Consider the following 21,147-nt stretch of genomic DNA (forward strand, 5'->3'; position numbering starts at 1 on the left):
ATGTCTTTTTTTGAGAATAATTGGACTCTTCTTAAAACACAACCGGCCGATAAGGGAGCTATGTTATACGGAAGACGAGTGATCGAACCTCAACGAGTACCCGCGGGACAAGGATCTCGCCGCTATATATTGAATAAAACGTTTCAATATAAGTATTGCTGGTACATGATCACTGCGGTTGCGGGTGGCGCTTTTCTATTCTTACTTCCATCTTATTACTTCATTAGTCAGAACTTTGAACTATTCAAAGGTCTAGCTTTCGATACTCAACCCCACTTGGTAGAGCATCTTGAACGAGAGATGACGTGGCTGACGGTGTTCCTTGCTGCGAGCTTCATGTTCTTAATCGGCGTTACGTTGTTTTTGAGCGTGCGCATGACTAAGAACCTTTTGTCCCCGTTAGTAAGCATGGAAAAACACATGCATTCATTGATGTTGGGACAATGGAATATTCCTGACTTCCATTTGCAAGAAGATGACGATTTCCGTGATTTAGCGATGACCTATGATTATTTTTATCGCGCCTTGAAAGCGAATACGGAAACTGAATTAAGACTTTTAGAAAAGTTAAGTATCGATCCGCAAAATCGCGAAGCTTATGCCGCGTGGAAACACTTGTTGGCAGAAAAGCGCGCTCGTTTGGGAGTTAAGGAAGAATTTATTCTTAACGAGAACGTCGCAAGCTTGAGCGAATATGATCAGAAACGTCGCGTTTCTTAATCGCCTCACGCTTATCGTGGGTCTTTTTACCCTTCACTAAAGCAATTTCTAATTTCGCTCTGCCATCTTTGAAATAGATTTTTAATGGCACGCAGGAATAGCCTTTTTCGCGAAGAGCTCCGAAGATTTCGTCAAGTTCCTTGCGATTTAATAAAAGCTTTCTAAGACGTTCAGGGGCGTGATTGTTGTAACTAGAAGCCTTGTATTCAGCGATATGGGCGTTCTGAAGGAAAGCTTCATCACCTTTAAAAGAAATGTAGGAATCCTTCAGCTGAACGTCTTTATTGCGCAAAGACTTCACTTCGCTTCCCATAAGCATAAGACCCGCTTCGTAGGTTTCTACGATCGTATAATCAAAGCGGGCTTTTTTGTTTTCTTGAATGATCAAGATGCTCATGTATCAAATCCAAGTTTTTTAAACACTGTCACAAACTGTTGAGGGCTTAGTTCTTCGGCCCTTGCGGTTTCTTTAAAACCCAGTTCGGCAAGCAGACTTACTAATTGCTCTTCAGTTAGCTGCTTTTGTTTTAAAAGACCAGATAAATTTGATTTAAGAAGCTTACGTCTTTGCGCAAATGCGGTTTTAACAAAGGTTAAGAAGGCTTTGCGGTTTGAGATTTCCGTTGGCAAGCGGCTGAATGAAAGGACGCGGCTTGCCACCCTTGGAGGTGGATCAAAATCCCGTGGCCCCGCCTCAGTCACCATGGCTGTTTTCCAGAAGACTTGGGCGATGACGCTTAAAAGACCGTAATGCTCATTCTTTGCTGGTGCGCGGATTCTTTGGGCTACTTCTTTTTGAAACATCAGCACCATGTGTTCCACACCGTTTGCTTCAAGGGATCTTTCAATCACGATGCTAGAAGAAATTTGGTAAGGAAGGTTGCTGACGAAGACGATTTTTTTACCGGTAAAGAACCGTGACCAATCAAGTTGCAAGGCATCTTCTTCAAGAACTTCTAAGCCCTGTTCTTTCCAGTAAGCTGCGATTTTTGAATCTAGTTCAATCAGTTGCAGTGGCACATTCATTTGTCTTAGAAAATAAGTCAAAGCACCGGGACCGGGTCCCACTTCGATTAATTCCTCTGGTGCAAATTCTTTAACCTGATTGATGATTCGTTCAATAACTAAATCACTGACCAAAAAGTTTTGGCCCAAGGATCTTTTGGCTAAGATCCCTAGCTCTTGCAGGGTTTGCATTAAACGTTCTCTGGATTGACTCATTTAAAATCCGTTGCCAGTGCTTGGGGTGAAGGTCCCAGGTCTAATTCTGAAAACTCGCCGCGGGCCATGCGTAAAGCACCTACATAGCCAATCATGGCAGCGTTATCGGTGCAGTAACGTAAAGGTGGGATCACCAGTCTTAAACCTTTTTGTGCAGCCCACTCTTCAGCGCGTGCACGTAAGCGCGAATTTGCACTCACCCCGCCCGTTAAGATCACTCGTTTACTTCTGAAGACTTTAGCGGCTCTTTCAAGTTTAGCGATAAGTACATCGACGATCGCTTCTTGGAAGGAAGCACAAAGATCTGGAAGATGTTCTTGAACCAGTTCAGGGCCTAATTGTTCAAGCATGCGTTGGCCAGAGGATTTTAACCCAGAGAAACTCATATCGAAAGTTTCATCGTGAATCATGCTGCGAGGAAATTCGTAGGCTTTGGGATTTCCCGTTTTCGCCATTTGATCAATGCGCTGACCGCCTGGGAAACCAAGGCCTGCCATTTTTGCGAATTTATCAAAACACTCCCCAGCGGCATCATCCTTAGTCGCACCCAAAACGCGGTATTCGCCAAGTTCTGTGATGTGGTAAAGACTGGTGTGTCCACCGCTGATTGCTAAACCCACATAAGGGTAATCGAAGTCTTCTGGTGGAGCGTACTGTGCATCTTTTAAGAATGGCGCAAGCAAATGGCCTTCAAGATGATTCACGCCAAGAAAAGGAATTTTCTTTGCTTGAGATAATGACTTCGCAGTCACTAATCCCACGATCAAGGCGCCAATAAGACCTGGTCTATTGGTCACGGCAATGCCGTCAACATCAGACCACGTCATACCAGCTTTTTTAAAAGCTTCTTCAATTAAAGGGATAAGCGCGATGGAATGATTGCGGGCGGCGATCTCTGGAACGATTCCGCCGTACATTTCATGCTCTAAATCTTGGGAAGCTGCAACCACAGAATGCACCCAACCGCTGCGATTCACGATCGCAACGGAAGTGTCATCACAACTGGTTTCTATGGCCAAGACTTTTTCGATCACTATTTTTTCATGCCTTTAAGACGGATTTTAGCTTTGCGGGCTTCATCCGATTTAGGAAACTTGTTTACGACTTCGTCGTAGAAAGTTTTAGCTTCTTCGCGCATTGCAAGTTCTTGGAAGGAAACTCCGATTTTATATGTGGCTTCAGCGAACTTGCCGCCCTTTGGATTTTCATCACGGTATTTCTGGAAATTAAGAATTGCTTGCTTCCAATCCTTTTTTTCAAAGAACTCTTCACCCACTTCGAAAACATTTTTCTTAGCTTGTCTTGAAGTTCTTTCCGCTTGGGCAGAGGCACGGTCCGCTTTCACTGCCTGAAGTTCGGCATTGAGCGCGATCATGTCGCGTTCCATTTTTGTCAGGGCTTCCTGCAGGATCATGACTTTTTGATTTAATTCCTGATTTTGCGCTTGAGATGATTTAAGGGCGCTATCAAAACCAGAATCACTGCGACCGACTTTGTTTTCGACAACATCCACGCGGCCGTTCAGGTTTCTCATTTCTTCTTCAAGTTCGGCAAAGCGGTTTGAAACGTCGGCGTTACTTCTTTGTAGTGTAGTCACCTGTTGTTGCATAACTTGACGTTGTTCAACGTCTTTCACTTCGTTACGGGTTTTCAAGCAACCCGTTAGAAATAGGGACGCAGATACAAGAATAAAAACTAACTTCATAGAACATCTCCAGTTCTTTGACGAATCAGACGGGCTGAATTTTCAGCTTTTTCAGCAGCAACACGGGCACGAACGAATTGTTCTTTGGCTTTTGAAAAATCGCGGTCTTCAAAATAAATGCGCCCTTTGCGATAGGCCTCCTCGGCCTGATGCCAGTAACCGGGAGAATGGCGGGCGGCTTGAACGGAACGAGCCGCATCTAAAGCGGCTCGTGCTAAGGAATAATCCTCGACGGGCGCAGGAACTGTCTGACAACTGACGATCACTGTTACAAGTACTACGATGATCAGTTTTAGCAAATTCACTGCGCTCCCTTTCATTACCTACTTCGGCGAAGCCGGAGTGTAGACCTATTGAGCAGGTACGAAGTTCGCGCGGCGGTTTTTCGCCCAAGCTGCTTCTGTTTCACCCATCTCAAGTGGTTTTTCTTTACCGTAGCTGATAACACTTAAACGGTCTGAAGCAATACCAAGGCTTGCCATGTAAGCTTTCACCGCGTTAGCACGACGCTCACCCAACGCTACGTTGTACTCGATAGTACCACGAGAATCAGTGTGTCCTTCAACTTGAACTTTCACGTTTGGATGAGATTTCATCCACTGTACGTTTGTCGCGATGTCTTTCTTCGCTTGAGCATCCAAGTTTGATTTATCGTAACCGAAGAATACGCTTACCAAACCATCGATTTTTCCAGAATCAGAACCCATAGCATCGTATGCCAAAGGAGCCGTGTCGATTTGTGTTGATCCGCCCGTAGGCAAAGTTTCAATTGCTTGGTCAGATTGAGTTTGTTTTCCTTTACAACCTGCAACTAGGGCGCAAGCAACAAGACCAAGAGCTAATTTACGAAGCATGATGTCCTCCAATGAAGTTCCTATAGTTATCATTAACAAAGAAAACTTTAATTTATAGCGGCTCATTGTCAATAATTGATATGGCGTTGCTGTACAGCTAAGAAAAACTATGAACAAACACCTTGTCTTGATCAGCATCGCTTTCACAGGTTTTTTAATTTTCATTCAATCTGCCTTCGCACTTGAAGTTCCTCCGAGTATTTCGTGGAAAACCCTTAAGACAGAGCATTTTGAAGTCATTTTTAATGCCAAGCAGCAGGACCTAGGTCATCTGTATGCGCAGAAATTAGAAAAAGCCTATCACGCACTTTTGCCATTTTTTCGTTCACTTCCAAAGAAGACCGTCGTTGTTATCAATGACAAAACGGATGTCACCAATGGCTACGCTACTCGAATTCCTTACCCACACATCATGGCATACCCTGTACTTCCGGGACCTGAAGAAAGCTTGGCAGACTCTGGAGACTGGGCTTTTGAACTTTTAGCCCACGAATACACACACATTCTTACATTTGAGCCCGCCGGCGGAGTGATGAAACCCTTGCGTATGATCTTTGGTAACATCATTGCGCCCAATATTTTGCTGCCGAATTGGTGGAAAGAAGGTTTGGCGGTTGAGATGGAAACCCGGTTGGGTCACCAGGGGCGCTTACGCTCGTACTATCAAGAAGCCACAATCCGCGCCATGGTTGAAGACAACAGTTTTTACACCTATGACATCGCCGAAGCGAATGAATATATTCCGACTTGGCCTGAAGGTATGCGCCCGTATCTGTTTGGTTCTTTAATGTGGAGTCAAATGCTGGCTGACCGCGGGGAATCCGTCATTGCTGCTTTGAATGAACGTCACGGTGAAAGGGTTCCGTACTTTATTGAAGTTCCTGCCCGTGAAGCTTTAGGCAAAAGCTATGAGCAGGAATACGAGCGCATGATGAGTGATACCATCACCCGCGCGCAGAATCAGCTTAAGACCTTGCGTGAAAGTCCCATCACCCCGGTGGTCATTCCTAAAAATAATTTCACTTCGGTGACGGCTCCGGCGATTTCCCCTGACGGGAAGCATTTGGCGGTGATCACGGAAGACGATAGTAATTCGCGTTCGGTGAAAATCATCACCCGCGAAAAGGATGATCAAAGTTTCCTAGATGCGCCCGCTGCTGATACAGTTGAAAAGTTTAACCAGGAATTGGAACCGAATGTTCCGCAAGATGGGCCACCGACAGGAAGTATTCAACGGGTCAGCTGGTTTCCGAATTCGCAAAAGATCGTTTATGACAAAATTGACTATGTGAATCGCATTGAACGTTATTCAGATCTTTATACTTACGATTTGCAATCTAAGAAAACTGAAAGCCTAACGAAAGGACTTCGTGGGCGTGAGCCTTCGGTTTCTGCCGATGGTGGTGCAATCACTTTTGTGAAACTAGAGGGCGGCCGGACCCATTTGGCGGTTTTAAAGTTTGCAAATAACAAATGGACTGAGGAAATTCTATTCTCGCCTTCCCTGCAAGAGCGCATTTCTTATCCACTTTTTTACGACGACGGGATTTTATTTTCGTTACGTAAGGAAAATGGTGTCGAACAGCTTTATAAGTTTTCGCTTTCAGCGAAAACTTCTGAAGTTGTGCTTGGTGATTTTAAAAATATCCGTTTTGCGCGAAAGACTACTGAAGGTTTGATGTTCACTTCGGCCGCCAACGGCGTTTTGAATTTGTACATGGCTGACAATAAATTGAGGTCGGCTCGCCCTATTACAAACACCCTTACTGCATTTATGACGGCGGATCTTGATCCGATTCGTAAAGAAATCTTTGCAACTCACATGACGGCCCAAGGCCCACGTGTTTCTGCCATCTTAGAAAAAGATTGGAAAGAAAATCGCGAAGAAATTCCTCAGGTCAGCGCCTTAATGGCAGATCGTTATCCTGATCGCGCTGCGAAGAACGTTGAAAGTGAAGCGTTTGGTGCGAAGGCTGTGCAAGAAGGAAAGTTAGAAGACTATTCCCCTTACGGATATCTGTGGCCTCGTTATTGGTTGCCTTTCATTTGGGGATCGACAAGTGATTCTGGAATTATTTTTAGAGCGTTAACCTCTGGCTTTGATCCTTTAAAAAAACATTCTTATTCGTTAGGCGTTTCTTACGACACGGGACTTAATCGCGGAAGTTTTGAGGGGTCTTATCTAAATCAAGTGACTGAACTTCCATTTGCGGTTTTAGCTTACAAACGCAGTTCTTACTTAGGCACTATTCATAACCCGATTGATTATTACGGAACTACGCTTGCTGTTTTGCCGGATACCTTTGGTGTTTCGAAATACAGCTCTTTGCAGTTGGGTGTTCAGTATTTAGAAAGAACTGATGTTGCTCTTTCGATCAAACGGGTGGGTCCGTTCGCGGTAGCTAGTTATTCAAATTATGGTCAATCAGGTGCGCAGATCTCGCCTGAATCTGGCGGTGGTGCTTATCTTGGCGCTTACAACTACGTTAAGTACGAAGACTATGTTTATCATTCGCAAGTCATTGCTGGTGGAGAGATTTATCTTTCGAAGTGGTTACCTCGCCATCACGCCATCATGTTAAAAGCCAATGGCGTTTATACTCCTGATAAAGAATCCCACATCTATGGGGTTTCAACCGAACCGTTAGTGTTTGTTTCTGACAATCCACTGCCAGAGTATATTCTGCGCGGGTATCGTCGTGGGCAAATCAGTGGAAAAAATCTTTTAAGTGTGAATGCTGAATATCGTTTCCCAATTGCTTCAATTTATAATGGCTCTGGAACGGATCCTATTTTTATGCGCCGACTGTCTGGGGCGGTGATCGTTGATGGGGTTGCGGCTGATGGGATGATGTTTGATGAGTTGTTTTCTGAAAGAATCTCGATGAAGCGTTCGTTTTGGTCGGCGGGGGCCGAGGTGAAGTTAGAAACTACTGTTGGCTATGTGATTCCGATAAATTTTGTTATTGGGTATTATGCTGCCTTCAATACGGCTCGTGGAGTTGAGGGAGTGTTGGGATCTACTTTGCAGATCACGGGGTTTTAACGGAGTTTTCTTCGGGGGAACTCTTGGTTTGCGGTCCTCCTTCGCCTGCGGCTTCCTCCTTCGCTAAAGCTACGGCGGACGAGACGGCGGGACGAGGGCCAATCTTCTTCGATTGATTATGTCACGGTGTGCCTAACTGTGTGGTCTTGACAAAGTTGCAGGCCCTCGAAATCATTAACAATAACGACAACTCGCGTCTTGGAGGACTGATGGAAAAAATCAGCTGGATTAAAGAACTTGTGAAGGCTGAACAACAGATGGAAGAGTCTGGGCTTGTGGATATGAGCTTTGGCTTTGACGCTGATAAGATTCTTATCAACGAGACCATTCAGTTTTTGTTGGAACTTAAAACTGAGTTTGTCGATGCTTCTACTTCATTCAATGAATTGAAGCCTTCTGCCTTAGGCCGCATTAAAATTTATGGCATCGCAAAAACCCATGCGGATTTCATGTTATTCCGTAATGGCTTTAAGATGATTTTCTCTTTGAAAGCTCCGGGACAAATCAGCATTCGTTTTAACTTTATCGGTACGAACTACATTCCTACTCCGGGTTCTACAGAAGCTCAGCAAGTTGCAACCAACGTTATGGATGAACATATCGTTGAAGCTAAGTGGGGTGCTTTCGGTGAGCTTGCTTGGACTTACCAAGGTTTGCCGGTGAAACTGGAATACATGGTTCGCCACTATCTGACTTTGTTCATTAAAGAGAGTTCCAAATAGAAAACTCAAAAGCCTCCGCCTTCGCTAAAGCTTCCGCCTCCGCTAAAGCTACGGCGTGACGAGTCCGAAAAAAAGCTCCGGGAACGGGGCTTTTTTATATTACTCGTTCGAATTTTCTAGAATTAAAGATTTCAAACTGCAGAGGATTCACACTTATCACTTGCAAGGTGATCGGATCACCGACTTGCAAAGATTTTCCTGTTTGATTGGCGATCAGTAAAAGTTCGCCCTGGAAGTTGCAAAGGGCCGAAGTGGGTGAAGTGACCTCTTCCACTTTGGCCTTTAAGATTTGGCCTTTTTGTAATGACTTTAAAAAGGCGGTGGAAGCCAAGGATTAACCTAAATCCTTGGTCATGTCGATACGGCGGAATTCTACAGGACGAACCACTCCATCTTTTTTACCTTTAGTAGCTGCGATCGGGGTTGCCGTCGGAGCTGTAGGAGTTGGTTTTTCACTTAAGAAAGTTTGCGCCATATTTTGAGTTACGTTGAATAACGCAGAAACATTGTTCGCCGTTTGTTGAGACGCTTCTTCTTGCTCTTTAACTTCTGCGCAAGCCGCTTTAAATGCATCACCTAATTTTTTCAATGCTTCTTGGTCCGTCTTTGGAACTTCGAATACTGTGCTCAAATCTGGAACCGATTCACGGTGCAGCGGAGTCATAAAGCTGATGTTATCAACATCACTTAAATCCGACTGCATTTGTGAAGCTGCAGTGTCTGCATCGTCTTGAATCCACTCTGGCAGACTGTCTTCACAGAACATCAATTGATCTTTATTAACTTTAGCGATGAATTCGATTTCACCGCGAGAAAGATCCACTTGATCTGCGATTTCATCAACGCTTAAACCTTGATGGGCAAGGCGCGCTGCTTTTACATATTTAATAGTGTTTTTGCGTTCCACGATTTCAGTGTGGGGAATACGATCTTGAAAGATCTTTGCCACTTCCAAACTTTTTTGCATCGATTGTTCAATCTTAGCTAATTGTTTATCAGCAGATTGAATTTTGATTTGAATGTCTTTTACTTTTTGTTCAAGCAAAGCCGTTAATTGATTTACTTGGGTTTCGGTGCGATCAGAAAGGTCCTCTAATACAGCAATTTTACTTTGCAAAAGCTGCAGACCTTTACTTAGTCTTGGGTCATCTTTAGGGGGTCTTTGCAGTCGAATCCACAATCCCACAACGCCTGCCAAAAGAATCAAATTTACAAGCACTTGAAGTAAGAACCAAAAGCTCACCCGGCCTCCCCGCCACTATTAATATAAATTCTAAACTCGACGTGAGGATTCTCACAATGAGACGATGGTCCATATTGTTTCAAACCAAGACCTAGACCCTAACCCGCTTTGGTACACGTTTTACCGTGTGCTAATATGCAACAAAGGGGAGCGTTGTATATGCTTCAAAATTTATCAAAAGGGGTTCTATCAACCTCTTTAATTGGTTTTCTGTTTCTAACATCTTGCGGCCCCGTTCAGTTTACTTCTCCCGCAGTTAAAGACGCTCCGAACGTGACTGAAGAGAACACGCCGACACCAACAGATCCGAAGGCAACTTTGCGTGATATTGAAACGAATACAATGATTGAAGCTACTGATAACAAGCTTGATATCATTCTTGTGGTCGATGACTCGAACTCAATGCTTCCAGATAATCAAAAGCTTGCTGCCAAGTTAAATGGTTTCGTAACCCAACTTCAAAATTCAAATATTGACTGGCAAATGTGTGCGACAGTAACCCGTGCGTTGCCTGTTTCTTCTACGCAAAATGCCTGGGGTGCTTCGATTTACTGGCAGAACTCCACGACCGCTTCTAATAGCTTAGGAATGGTTCTTAAAAAAGGGACTGCGAACCTTTCAAATATATTCACGAACACTATCAACTATATCAACGCAGGTTGGGCGAATTCTGATGACGAGCGCGGTATTAAAGCGGCCTGGCATCACGTTTACAACGGTGATCTTCGTTATCAACCGAACAGTGGTTGCTACCGTGAAGATTCAGCGATCGCCTACATTATCATTTCTGATGAAGATGAAAGAAGTATCGCGGGTGATGCCTCCCAACAGGTTTATTCTGGTGAAAATAAACCGCTAGAAGAAGAAGATAAGCCTGCAGTTCTTGTATCTTATATTAAAGAAGTCTTCGGTAGCGCTCGCCGTTTTACAGTGAATTCAATCATCGTAAAACCAGGGGACACAGCCTGCAAATCTTCGCAAGATGCTGGTGGAGCTAAGAGTCACTATGGCTTCAAATATGCTGAACTTTCTAATTTAACTGGTGGTGGCGTTGGAAGTATCTGTGCTGAAGACTACGCTACAAACTTGAATTTGTTCCTAGAGCGTATTCAAGATTCATTAAGCTCGGTTCCTTTAGAATGCAGCCCTTACAATGGCAATATCACGGTAACAATCACTCCAACGATTGGACCTGTGCAATCCCGTATCGAAGGTCAGAACCTAGTGTTTGATACTCCAGTGCCTGCGGGTCACAGCATTGCGCTTAAATATCAATGTAGTGACCGCGCACCAAGTTCTGTGGCGAAAGCGGTTCCTTTAGCGCAAGAGCTAGGTTTCTTCGCTAAGATCGTTAACTTCTTTAAGAGCTTGTTCTAACATCTGGTTTGAAAATTTAGAAATAAAAATGGAGAGCCTAAGCTCTCCTTTTTTTTGGGATAAAGTCGGTACCGAGAGTCGCTTAGGCTAGCTCCCCTACAAATTCTTTCATTCGTTTGATGGCTCTGCTCATCGTTTCTTCCGAAACTGCAAAGCTTAAACGCATAAAACCTTCGGTTCCACATTCAGCGCCAGGTACTGTTGCGACGAAGTATTGGTCTAATAAAATGTCACAGAAGTCTTTTGAAGTTCTTACCAGTTTGTCTTTATAGGTTTTTCCCAAACAAGATCTGATATCAACCCAGAAATAAAACGCGCCTTGAGGCTCAGCGACTTTGAATTGCTCAATAGAAGACAATTCTTTTAAGCCCGAAAACTTTCTTTTAATAAGCTTTGCAACCACTTCTGCGATATCGCCTTCACTTACCTTAAGGCCCGCAAGCAACGCATGTTGTGAAATACTTGAAGGTGAACCCGTTGACTGACTTTGGTAATCAGCCATGGCCGTGATTAAACGTTCAGGGCCCGCGGCCCAACCGATTCTCCAGCCCGTCATTGAATAAGCTTTTGAGCCGCCGTTCACCAGCACCGTACGATCACGAAGATCCGGTGCCACTTGCAAGATGTGGGGCGCTACTTTTGTGCCATCGAAAACCAAGCGGTTATAGATGTCATCAGAAATGATCGCTACGTGCGGATGTTTTCTTAAAACTTCCGCCAATGCCTTTAGTTCTTCAGCAGAATACTGCAATCCAGTTGGGTTGCTTGGCGAGCAGAACAAGAACGCTCTCGTTTTGGCGTTGATGGCTTTTTCTAAAAGCTCCGGAGTGATTTTGAAGTTTTCAACCTCACCGCATTCAACGATGTGGGGAACCCCGTCGGCAAGTTCGATCATCGTTGGATAGCTGACCCAATATGGTGTCGCCACGATCACTTCATCGCCAGGGCTGCATAACATCTGCAAAGCTGCAAAGATGATGTACTTGGCACCTGAAGCTACGGTGATTTCTTTAGGAGTGTATTCAAAGCCAAGCTCCGTTTTAATTTTCTCAGAGATAGCTTTACGCAACTCTAAAGTTCCACTTGCAGGAGTGTATTTTGTGATTCCTTTTTGAATCGCCTCTATCCCCGCCTCTGACGGCGCTTTGAACGTTGGCCAGTCAGGCTCACCTACTGTCAACGAGATGACATCGTGACCTTGCGAAGCTAGTTCGCGGGCTTTTGCCACTAGGAAAAGAGTGGGAGAGGTCTTTAAGTTTTGGGCTCTTTTAGAAAGTTGTATCAAGACTTACTCCTTTTTTTTATATTTTTTTTCCAAAGCTGAGATAACGATTTCCGGAACAAGATCTTTAAGTGCTCCGCCATTCACGGCAATTTCTTTTACGCCACGGGAAGAGATGTAATAATACTCAGGGCTTGCGAACACCAAAAGAGTTTCAATTTCCGGCGCTAATTTTTTATTCATATTCGCCATGGTCATTTCATATTCAAAGTCCACCACAGCACGCAGTCCACGCACAATCACTTGGGCATTGGCTTTTTTCATATAATCGACGGTCAGGCCACCGAAGATATCAACCTTTACGTTTTTTGTGTGCGGCAATGACTGTTCGATCAAAGCCTTTCTTTCTTCAGCCGTGAACAAAGATTGTTTTTGCGAAGATTGAGCAACCAGTACGATCACTTGGTCATAAAAAGGTGCGATACGATTGATGATATCAACGTGACCCATTGTGATCGGATCAAAACTTCCAGGATATACCGCAATTTTAGTCATTCGTTTGCTCACCTTCCAGGGCACTTTCGTGGCAGAACATGCTTAGGATCTTATCGCCAAATTCTTTTTTACTGAAGCGGACAAGTGAACCATAGCGATCTTCCATGCGTTCTTTACGCTCTGATTCAATTGCTAACACTGTGTGCGCTCCAAATCCAGCACTGACACTGGCCGCTTCCATTACGAAATGGGCCATCTTTTCAGTAAAAGGTGGGTCGGCAAAAATAATATCAAAAGGTTCGCCTTCATAGGACTTTAAAAAGGCCAAGACATCCATGTTAATAATTTTTAACTGGTCAGCAGGTACCTTTAGCTTTTCAAGGTTCTGTCTGGTGATGGTTAAGGACTTTGGATTTTTTTCGACAAATGTACAAAAGCTCGCACCACGGGAAAGTGCTTCGATTCCCAGATTCCCTGTTCCACAAAAAAGGTCAGCAACCTTGGAATCTTCCATTTGGAATTGCAATTTATTGAAAAGAGTTTCTTTCACGCGATCTGTGGTCGGGCGAATGTGATCAGCCTTAAATGCAACTAATTGGTGACCTTTGTACTTACCGGCAATAATTCTCATGCTAACAAATCCTCAGCCATCTTCACGACTGCAAAAATATCTTCAAACGGTTTAGGTACAAAAAGATTCGCACCCATCTGCTGAGCCGTCTGCATATTATGCTCACCGGAAAATGCCGACATCAAGATAACTTTTGCTTTTGAGTCTGAACCGATTTCTTTTAAAACTTCAGGGCCCGTCATTCCGGGCATTAAGACATCTAAGAAAACCAAATCAGGATTAATACTTTTCCAAAATTGAAGACCTTCGGTTCCGTTTACAGCTTCAGTAACTTCATAACCTTTGTTTTTTAAGGCGCGACTTAAAGAGCGACGGACTAAAACTTCATCATCTACGATCAGAATTTTCATAAGCCGGCCCCGGTGAACCCGGAGTTAGGCAGACTCCGGACTTTTATGAGGGAGCACGATAGTGAAACAGGTTCCATGAGGTTCCACATTGCGAAATTGGATGGTGCCCCCAAATTTTTCAATTATGGACTTTGACATACTTAACCCAAGACCGGTGCCGTGTCCCTCTTTTTTTGTGGTAAAAAAAGGTTCAAAGATGCGTCGTTGAATATCTGCTGGTATGCCTGGACCGGTATCCTCAATGTCTACTAAAACCTTACCGCCATCCAAGCGAGTTGTGACTCGCAGACGACCTGGGTCTTTCATGGCCTGACAGGCATTGTTAATCAGATTAAACACCACCTGTTGAAGCAAGTGAGAGTCCACGGACACAGTAATATTCAGCGTCTGCAAATCCACTTCAAGGCGATGGGTGCGCAGTGCCGATTTCAACATCGGTAAAGTACGCTCAATCACCTCATCCACACTGATAAACTCAGAAGGTTGGTCTTCGCCCTTAGAAAAATCCAACAAATTCTTAATAATTCTTTGTGATCTTGCAGTTGCCTTTTCAATCTCGATCAAATCAGAATGAAGGTTTCCGTCTTGAGGGGCTTCTTGTAACAGAACCTGAGCTAATGCTCTAAGCCCGGTTAATGGATTATTAAGCTCATGGGCAATATTCCCCGCAAGCATACCGATGGCGCCCATCTTTTCACTTTGCAACATGCGCAAGTAAAGTTCACGGCTTTGGGTGATATCCACATATTGATTCACCACATTTGTAGGACGAACACCTTCATCCAAAAGTAACGGATACGACTGCACCTGGTACACGCGCCCGTCGACTTGAATTTGTCCTGCGGCAGGTTTTCCTTCTTTCAATGCTTGGGGCACGGGGCAACCTTCGCATTGAGCTTTTTTATGGGCAAAACTTTGATAGCACTTTTCGTGAATGAACTTATCGTTAAACTTACGGTTGGCTCTAACCACATTGTATTCAAGGTCAACGATCGCAATGGGGTCGCGCATATTATCGAAGGTTTTTTCCCAGCGATAAGAAAAGCTTGAAAGCTGATTTTCCAATAGTACACGGTCCAAAGCCATGCTTAACGGGCGCATGCGATCTGAAATGAAATCAACGAACGGGCCCATTTCTTTATCAGTCAGTGAGTTTTCAATACACAAGATGGCTTCAGCTTGGCCACCCACGAAGTGACTGGTTAAGCGAAGTTCTAGTGGTAAAACGTAAGCTTTAATAAACGGTCTTCCGAAATGATTTGCAAAATGTCTGATCAACTCAGAATTGGGAATTTGTGCTGCTTTAGGAAATTCGAAATGAGTCAGGGATTCACTTTGGGTAAAGTGGCCTAGCTGAAAACTAATGAAAAAAGTTTTATCCCCGGCAAGACGATAAACTAAGACCGGATCCCCCATTTTGTGGAATTTGCGAAGTTCTTTTCTTAATATTCCCAGGATGTCTTCAAACGATGTTTGGGTTGCTAGATCTTTGATGAAACGAAGAAGCTGGCGTTCACGGTTCAGCTTTTCACTTTCTTCATTATGGGACAATTCAATATATTTCGTGCGCTCTTCAACCAAACCTTCTAGGGAATGGGTTAACGCCTCCAATTCCTTATTCTGGTGGGAAGACTCTTTTAACAGCAAAGAACGTGACAAAAACATCGAGTGGCGCTGCAAGGCGCTTTCCAATTGCTCCCAGATTTCTTTTTCAGATAAGGGCCAGCGCATGAAGCGATAGATTTGAGCGCGATTGATGCCCTCGCGCACTTCTTGTTCTAACAGATTTTCGGCAATGAGCAGTCTCGGCGCCATAGGCTGATACATTCTCGCTTCGACGAGGAACTCTAAGGCATCTTCCGTGTTCTGGACTAAGATCGAGGAAAACTTTTGGATTTTTAAAAGAGGCAAGGCCTCTTCAACCGAGGCCCTGAAAATAATCTGCACTTCTTTTTTCTGAAACGGAAAAAAATGCGGAAGTCTAATTGGCGATACGTTTCCCACCCATAGAATTGGATCTAGTTTGGTTGGTATCGATAGAATTAGGTCCGGTGTATTCCCCATTAAGTGACTTCTCCAACATCCGCAAATGATCTAACCACATCTGCAGAACATTGTTCAAATCATACTCTAGGACGTCGGCTAAAAGAACAAAATCCTTATTTTCTAAAGCTTGAAGTGCCTCAGTCACAGTTCTTTTGCTTTCTTCTTCGGCTTTAAACCAATCAACTGGACTAGTGACCAAGAATTGGTCCCCCATTGTGCTCTTAATCATCACTGTACTGTCAATCAGATACTCACAATTGGATACCAGTTCGTGAATTGATTTTAAAAGACCCGTGAACCCTTGGGTGCGCATTCTCTGCGCCAGGTTTTCGGTGTTTTGAATCAATTCTGGCAATGCTTCGATCCATCCTTTAAGGACAATCGAAGTAAGGTCACGGCTGTTTTCCGTAAGATATTCCAACGTTTCAATTTGCTCTAAGGTTACTGTCGCAAATTTCGCTTCTTCGGCTTCAGCGATCTCAAGACCGTTGACGATATAACGGCATACGACTTGGTTTGTAGATCTTAAGTCAGACTCGATGTCGCTAAAGACCTTTCCAAGCTCGATATTGCCTTGATAGAAATTTCTTAAATCATCACCTGATACTTTAAAGCGTTCCATTGTCTACCTCTTCATCAATGGCCTCTTGAGGAATGTAGACATGAATATGGCGAGCCATCTTCTCATGAACACTCAAAGCTGCGGTACAAATCTCCTCTAGGGTGCCAGGACCGATACGGATTTTTTCCGCTTGGTACCAGCTAATTAGAGGACCCAGCTCAGGGACCGATTGGCTAATAGTTTGTATAACTTCTTCTGCGCGATCTAATAAGGGACCTACGAACTCTAAACCTTTGGTTGGAATTAACCGGATCTGTTCCATGGCGAAGCTATTGATATCATTCAATTGCATAGCGCCTTTGATGATTTCTATACGTTCTGCCACTGGGTAACTTCCACCAAGATATAAAGCTTCGGTTAACTGCCAGCGGAATTTTTCTGCCGGCGTTTCTGGTTTGTCGTAACTGACCATGCCACTTGTGCGAGTGATAAGTTCAGGGGCAACGTTACCTTCTAATAGCAAGGCAAGGACTTCACCCAAGCGTTCTGGCACCAGGGTTCCTTCGTTATCACTACGATAGATAAATCCCAAAGTCGCTTTGGGACCTGTTTCCCAAAAGTTCACTTCACCGATACTGACGTTCAAAGTCGGCGTATCTGTTAAGGAAGCCATGTGAATCGGGGCGCTGTCGCAGCCAATAAGCAAATCTGCTTTTTGAATGATGGAAAATAAATCGGAGATCTTAGTTTTACCCGCAAGATTCAAGAAAGTCAGATTTGGAACGGACCTTTGAATTTCGTCAGCTAAATTCCATTCGGAAGCGGCACCTATTAAAACGATCGGCAATGACGAATATCTCTTAGCGAAATAATTTAAAGTCTGCGCCCAGGTTGCCGGAGATAGTGATTTTTGTTTTTCACTCGCGCCTACATGCAAAACTAGGTATTGCTCTGGCAAATTTAAAGATGTCGCCATGGCTTCTGGTGGTGCCCAGTCAGATTCAACAAACTGCACGTCAATCATGGATGCAAGTACGTCTGCAACATGCACGCGGTTTGCTTTACCAATTCCTACCTGCGCATAAAAATAAGCACTGATTTCATCAGGCAAACACAATGTTCCATCTTTATAGCGGGAATAACCGCTCACTTTAGTAAATAAAGAACTTAATGAATGAGTTAAGTAACTTGAAGCCGGAGAGAACGTGAAATTGATGATCCAATCAAAGTTTTGCGCTTTAACTTCATCAATAAAGTTCCCAAGAAGTTGAAGGGATTCAGTGACGTTAGCTTCTTCTTGAACAAGGGGAGCTAAGATATTGCTAGTAGGTAAAGTCCAATGGCGATCAATCGCCGACAGACCTTCCACGGCGCCTTCAAAACGAGGACGGGAAAGAAAATGAATCTCTGCCGCGGGATAGCTACGGCGTAACGCCCGCAAAGCAGGCCAAGTCATATAAATATCCCCAAGCCTAGCGAGCTGGATGACTAGAATTTTCATTCTTAACCTGTTCCTTTACGAGTTCCTTTAACAGTTGAATTCGTTCGGCTTCCTGGTTATAGGCTTGCGTCTTTCGGATTTCTTCGTAGGCTTTCTCGAGCCTCTTCAAAGCCATGCTGAGGTAATTGTCCAATTCCTTTTGCATAAAAATTTCCTTCCGTAGAAAGTGAACACAACTGTTGAGTCAATGATTCACGTATATTTAAAAGCTCTGCAGTTTCTAGTAAGGCACCGTTAACACGGTCATAAATTTGAACGGGATGGGTGAAGCGAGTCAGCAAGGCTTCAATGAAACCTTGGAAGTAACCTGCTCCGTCTTTTTTAGATTTTAAAATATCCTGTGCGATCATGATCAGTTCAGACACGTCGCTAGATTGAAAATTCTTTTTAGTTGCCAACACTTCCCTAGCTGGCAAAACTTGTTTAGCCTTTTTATACCAAGTATTTAGCAATTCAGTATCAGCGTTCCAGCTTGGCAAAGATTCCTGGAAAGTCACCATGGCTGGGTTCAGATATAACGAAGCTATAGCTGCGGAATAGTCAGGCTTTTGTTCTGGGGATTTTCTATTTAAGTGTAATTCCCACACAGAACGATCTAGATACTTTCTAAGATTTTTCTGCTGCATTTTTTCGCCACTCAACTGATCCCACGCCGCAGCAAACACATCTTCCACAGAGATATCCTCTGCACAGAACTGACGTGGCTGATGACAAGCTTGTGAATGGTTGCAAGGCGCACAAGGAACTTTAGTTTCGATAACTACTGAGTTCTCAGAATAAGCTGCGGTTTTTGAAGAATCACTGGAACCTAATGCCAATTCTACAATCGGAGTTCCGTACTGCGCAGCCAAGTGTTTAATACTGGTGTCGCCAGTCACTAAAAGTGCGGCTTCCTTTAAATGACTTTTTACTTCGGAAAGATCACAGATCAAAAGTTCACTTTCTGCGAAGACTTTAGATAACGTGTCTCTTTCAAACGAAGCGCCCAAGATCTTTACTTGGTAGTCGTTTAAGGCAAGCTCGATAGTCCTTTTTAACTGACGGAAATTTTCCAATCCCCAGTTCTTTTTTTGGTCACTGGTAAGACATTGAAAAAGAACTGTTTTCTTTTTTCTGTCTTTAGCAGGAACCGGTGACTTATCTAATGGTAAGTCAAAAGCATTTCCTAAAAGCTCCACATAATGGAACAAGGATTTCTGAGTTCCAGAAAAGCGTTCGTTAAAATAACGAAGCCAAGGATTATTTAATCCTTGGAAGCGTCCTTCATCTTGGTAAAGACCACGACGATCTGGGATTTGCAGAGTTCCCAATAGAAAGGCTGAAAGTTTGTTGTGGGTGAAATTAAGTGCGAGGTCGTAGTTTTCGCTGTTTAATTCCTTCACAAGATTTTCAACCTGGGTATAGGACCATAAGATATTGTAATTAGCTTCACCCAACCCTTTTTGGATGTGCTCGCGATCAAAATAAATAAATTTATTTACGACCCCGTCTAAAACCTTTTCTACATTTGCAAACTGATGGTTTAAAAGAAGATGGATCTGCGCTTCTGGATATTTGGCGCGCAAAGCCCTTAACAAAGGGCCTTGCTGAATGATGTCACCTAATCTAAGAAGCGAAAGAACCAAAATCTTCATTATTTCACCAATTCACCTAAAACACGGAAGATCTTCTTTTTGTTGTCATCCATGTTTGAAGACTCCACCACTGGCAAAACATCTTTAATTGATAAAAGATGATCTGGTTGCAGGTAAAGAGCCTTCATATTGATACCAAATTCTTGGAAGTGATATTTCACAGCTTCCAAAGTGCGACCCGTCAGGTGCGCAAACATTTGCGAGAAAAATTCTGTGCGTGGGCCCCAGCATTCTCTGAAAGAAAGAACATAAGCGCGGTGATCAACCACTTCCTGATAGAAATCCGTTTTAAAGATGTCTTCAGTGTTTTGAGCAACCACGATATTTACGCGGTCTTTTAGATCTGGGAACTGTGATCTAAAAACAGTGATCAGGGATTCTCTTGATTCCACCACTGTGATTTGAACTTCAGCATCGATGTCAGCAAGAGCTGCCACGTGAAAACCAGAACCCAACCCAACGATAACAACGTGATTAGCGGGCATTGGTCCTAAAGAATAAGCCCATTTAAGACCTTCTGCGCGCGGATCACGAAGGCAAGCTAAAGGTTGTCCATCGTCGTAAGCGATAAAAGAGGATTCATGATTTTCTGAAAAAGTAATTGATGACATAATTATGCAACCTTCTGAGATGAAAGCAGTTGTTTCTTTAAATTGCGTACTTCTTGGTGATCTGGATTCCACAAAAGGACTCTTTCCATTTCTAAAAGAGCTTTGTCGATTTGCCCTACTGTGCAGAAAAGATTGATAAGCACCAAAGACATGTCTTCATCTTCCTCTACGGTCGCTAGGTAAGCCTGCAGGCCTTCGATGGCTCTGTGAACTTTGGAATCTCTTAAGCCCCAGTTCGCAGCCAAGTGAACAGCCGTGCGGTTTTGCGGATTGATATCCATCGCCGCTTCAATATTGGCCCAAGCAAGATCACTGTCGCCCAATTGGTTATGAACCATGGCAAGCCCCACCCATGCTTTGTCATTTTGTGGATTGATCTCTACAGCTTTGCGGAAACAATAAAGAGCTTTATCAGAATCATTTCTTTGCACTTCAAGAGTACCGAAGTTCACCAGCAAAACATCTGATTGAGGATTTAAAGTGTACGCTTTATTGTAATATTCTTCTGCGCCGTCGAAATCACCCTGGCGCACAAAAATATTTCCCATGTTTTTATATAAATCAAAAAGATGACTGTTTTCTTCAGTTAATACAGCCAAGGCTTCATAGTATTTATTCAAAGCTTCTTGATCTTGGCCTAATTTATAATATGTTGTTGCCAATTTATAAAGACTGTCAAAGCCATAATCGACACCCGTTAAAGCTTTACGGGCGATCAATGCCTCGCTGAAGCGGCCTGAATTTTCCAAGCACATACCAAGCATGTCCAAGGTAATTGGATTTTTAGAATCAAAATTGCTAGCTTGGCGTAATAGATTCATCGCCAAAGAAAATTCTTTGTGTTTCATCAGCGTTTGCGCGTGACGAATGTAAGAAGAAACTCTTGGATCTAGTTGTGTGATTTCTCTTTGAGTCTGTAAATCTGCTTCGAAATCGGCGATGGCTTCTTGTGGATCTAAATAGATTTTTCCAGCGCCTTCGTTTAACGGATCAGCGGGTGCCTGTTGACTTGAAACTTCACTGGACTTTTGAACGAACTGATTTTCCAACATCTGAACTTGTCTCCTCACCAAAATCGAGGAGCAACACAGATGCCATCTTTAAGAACTGATTTAATTTGATCTGGGAAGCCTTCCGCCTAAAGTTTTGACTCTTTCGCTGAAAGCTCCGTCAGGTTTTTGTCATCGCTACTCCGGCGAAGCCGGAG

The 21,147-nt window shown here is 43.6% G+C and carries 22 protein-coding genes; 4 read left to right on the forward strand and 18 right to left on the reverse strand.

Going from position 1 to position 21,147, the window contains the following annotated elements; genetic code table 11:
* The first annotated feature begins 60 nt into the window (after window positions 1–60).
* Complete coding sequence (locus tag MNR06_RS09050) at window positions 61–720, forward strand: hypothetical protein (RefSeq protein WP_243535190.1); 660 nt, start codon at window positions 61–63, stop codon at window positions 718–720.
* On the opposite strand, the gene smpB is transcribed toward MNR06_RS09050, so the two are convergent.
* Genes smpB through pal form a run of 6 tightly spaced genes read right to left on the reverse strand, consistent with a single transcriptional unit; the run spans window position 665 to window position 4,500 of the window.
* Window positions 665–1,117 carry an SsrA-binding protein SmpB gene (gene smpB, locus MNR06_RS09055; RefSeq protein ID WP_243535193.1) on the reverse strand — a complete coding sequence of 151 codons (453 nt, stop codon included), beginning with the start codon at window positions 1,115–1,117 and terminating at the stop codon, window positions 665–667. The genes MNR06_RS09050 and smpB overlap by 56 nt on opposite strands.
* Window positions 1,114–1,941 (reverse strand): 16S rRNA (adenine(1518)-N(6)/adenine(1519)-N(6))-dimethyltransferase RsmA, encoded by an 828-nt coding sequence (gene rsmA, locus MNR06_RS09060; RefSeq protein WP_243535196.1) that lies wholly within the window; start codon window positions 1,939–1,941, stop codon window positions 1,114–1,116. Before rsmA ends, smpB begins: the two co-directional genes overlap by 4 nt.
* Window positions 1,938–2,972, reverse strand: coding sequence for a tRNA (adenosine(37)-N6)-threonylcarbamoyltransferase complex transferase subunit TsaD (gene tsaD, locus MNR06_RS09065; protein WP_407933218.1), 1,035 nt, complete (start codon window positions 2,970–2,972; stop codon window positions 1,938–1,940). Before tsaD ends, rsmA begins: the two co-directional genes overlap by 4 nt.
* A gap of 2 nt (window positions 2,973–2,974) precedes the next feature.
* A complete protein-coding gene (locus MNR06_RS09070) occupies window positions 2,975–3,646 on the reverse strand; it encodes a tetratricopeptide repeat protein (RefSeq protein WP_243535201.1) in 672 nt (223 codons plus the stop codon).
* A complete protein-coding gene (locus tag MNR06_RS09075) occupies window positions 3,643–3,966 on the reverse strand; it encodes a DUF4398 domain-containing protein (RefSeq protein ID WP_243535204.1) in 324 nt (107 codons plus the stop codon). Before MNR06_RS09075 ends, MNR06_RS09070 begins: the two co-directional genes overlap by 4 nt.
* A gap of 30 nt (window positions 3,967–3,996) precedes the next feature.
* Window positions 3,997–4,500 (reverse strand): peptidoglycan-associated lipoprotein Pal, encoded by a 504-nt coding sequence (gene pal / locus MNR06_RS09080; protein ID WP_243535207.1) that lies wholly within the window; start codon window positions 4,498–4,500, stop codon window positions 3,997–3,999.
* 109 nt (window positions 4,501–4,609) lie between these two features.
* Between pal and MNR06_RS09085 the strand changes: the two genes are divergently transcribed.
* Window positions 4,610–7,546: a TolB-like translocation protein gene (locus MNR06_RS09085; protein WP_243535209.1), complete on the forward strand. Its 2,937-nt coding sequence runs from the start codon at window positions 4,610–4,612 to the stop codon at window positions 7,544–7,546.
* 209 nt (window positions 7,547–7,755) lie between these two features.
* On the forward strand, window positions 7,756–8,268 hold the full coding sequence (locus tag MNR06_RS09090) for a hypothetical protein (protein WP_243535212.1): 513 nt from the start codon (window positions 7,756–7,758) through the stop codon (window positions 8,266–8,268).
* A 94-nt stretch (window positions 8,269–8,362) separates the two neighbouring features.
* On the opposite strand, the gene MNR06_RS09095 is transcribed toward MNR06_RS09090, so the two are convergent.
* Both MNR06_RS09095 and MNR06_RS09100 read right to left on the reverse strand, forming a co-directional pair.
* Window positions 8,363–8,599, reverse strand: a complete 237-nt coding sequence (locus MNR06_RS09095) for a hypothetical protein (RefSeq protein ID WP_243535214.1) — start codon at window positions 8,597–8,599, stop codon at window positions 8,363–8,365.
* 3 nt (window positions 8,600–8,602) lie between these two features.
* Window positions 8,603–9,511, reverse strand: coding sequence for a DUF2802 domain-containing protein (locus tag MNR06_RS09100; protein WP_243535216.1), 909 nt, complete (start codon window positions 9,509–9,511; stop codon window positions 8,603–8,605).
* Window positions 9,512–9,670: 159 nt separating this feature from the next.
* Here MNR06_RS09100 and MNR06_RS09105 point away from each other — a divergent pair, with 159 nt between their 5' ends.
* Entirely contained in the window at window positions 9,671–10,888 is a 1,218-nt protein-coding gene (locus MNR06_RS09105; RefSeq protein ID WP_243535218.1) for a hypothetical protein, read from the forward strand.
* An 82-nt stretch (window positions 10,889–10,970) separates the two neighbouring features.
* On the opposite strand, the gene MNR06_RS09110 is transcribed toward MNR06_RS09105, so the two are convergent.
* The 10 genes from MNR06_RS09110 to MNR06_RS09155 all read right to left on the reverse strand — a co-directional run bounded on the left by MNR06_RS09110 (window position 10,971) and on the right by MNR06_RS09155 (window position 20,992).
* The gene (locus tag MNR06_RS09110; protein ID WP_243535221.1) at window positions 10,971–12,173 is read right to left on the reverse strand and encodes a pyridoxal phosphate-dependent aminotransferase; all 1,203 of its coding nucleotides are present in this window, start codon (window positions 12,171–12,173) and stop codon (window positions 10,971–10,973) included.
* A 3-nt stretch (window positions 12,174–12,176) separates the two neighbouring features.
* Window positions 12,177–12,665 carry a pantetheine-phosphate adenylyltransferase gene (gene coaD / locus MNR06_RS09115; protein ID WP_243535224.1) on the reverse strand — a complete coding sequence of 163 codons (489 nt, stop codon included), beginning with the start codon at window positions 12,663–12,665 and terminating at the stop codon, window positions 12,177–12,179.
* Window positions 12,658–13,236: a 16S rRNA (guanine(966)-N(2))-methyltransferase RsmD gene (gene rsmD / locus MNR06_RS09120; protein WP_243535227.1), complete on the reverse strand. Its 579-nt coding sequence runs from the start codon at window positions 13,234–13,236 to the stop codon at window positions 12,658–12,660. Before rsmD ends, coaD begins: the two co-directional genes overlap by 8 nt.
* Entirely contained in the window at window positions 13,233–13,586 is a 354-nt protein-coding gene (locus tag MNR06_RS09125) for a response regulator (RefSeq protein ID WP_243535229.1), read from the reverse strand. The genes rsmD and MNR06_RS09125 overlap by 4 nt, the downstream gene beginning before the upstream one ends.
* A gap of 24 nt (window positions 13,587–13,610) precedes the next feature.
* Window positions 13,611–15,401, reverse strand: coding sequence for an ATP-binding protein (locus tag MNR06_RS09130; RefSeq protein WP_243535231.1), 1,791 nt, complete (start codon window positions 15,399–15,401; stop codon window positions 13,611–13,613).
* Window positions 15,402–15,567: 166 nt separating this feature from the next.
* Entirely contained in the window at window positions 15,568–16,254 is a 687-nt protein-coding gene (locus tag MNR06_RS09135; protein ID WP_243535233.1) for a hypothetical protein, read from the reverse strand.
* Window positions 16,241–17,695: a glycosyltransferase family 9 protein gene (locus tag MNR06_RS09140; RefSeq protein ID WP_243535236.1), complete on the reverse strand. Its 1,455-nt coding sequence runs from the start codon at window positions 17,693–17,695 to the stop codon at window positions 16,241–16,243. Before MNR06_RS09140 ends, MNR06_RS09135 begins: the two co-directional genes overlap by 14 nt.
* Before the next feature lie 56 nt (window positions 17,696–17,751).
* Window positions 17,752–19,329, reverse strand: a complete 1,578-nt coding sequence (locus MNR06_RS09145; protein WP_243535239.1) for a glycosyltransferase family 9 protein — start codon at window positions 19,327–19,329, stop codon at window positions 17,752–17,754.
* Entirely contained in the window at window positions 19,329–19,940 is a 612-nt protein-coding gene (locus tag MNR06_RS09150) for a hypothetical protein (protein WP_243535242.1), read from the reverse strand. Before MNR06_RS09150 ends, MNR06_RS09145 begins: the two co-directional genes overlap by 1 nt.
* 2 nt (window positions 19,941–19,942) lie before the next feature.
* Complete coding sequence (locus tag MNR06_RS09155) at window positions 19,943–20,992, reverse strand: tetratricopeptide repeat protein (protein WP_243535246.1); 1,050 nt, start codon at window positions 20,990–20,992, stop codon at window positions 19,943–19,945.
* Window positions 20,993–21,147 lie beyond the last annotated feature (155 nt).

Source organism: Bdellovibrio reynosensis (assembly GCF_022814725.1).
Lineage (GTDB): Bacteria > Bdellovibrionota > Bdellovibrionia > Bdellovibrionales > Bdellovibrionaceae > Bdellovibrio > Bdellovibrio reynosensis.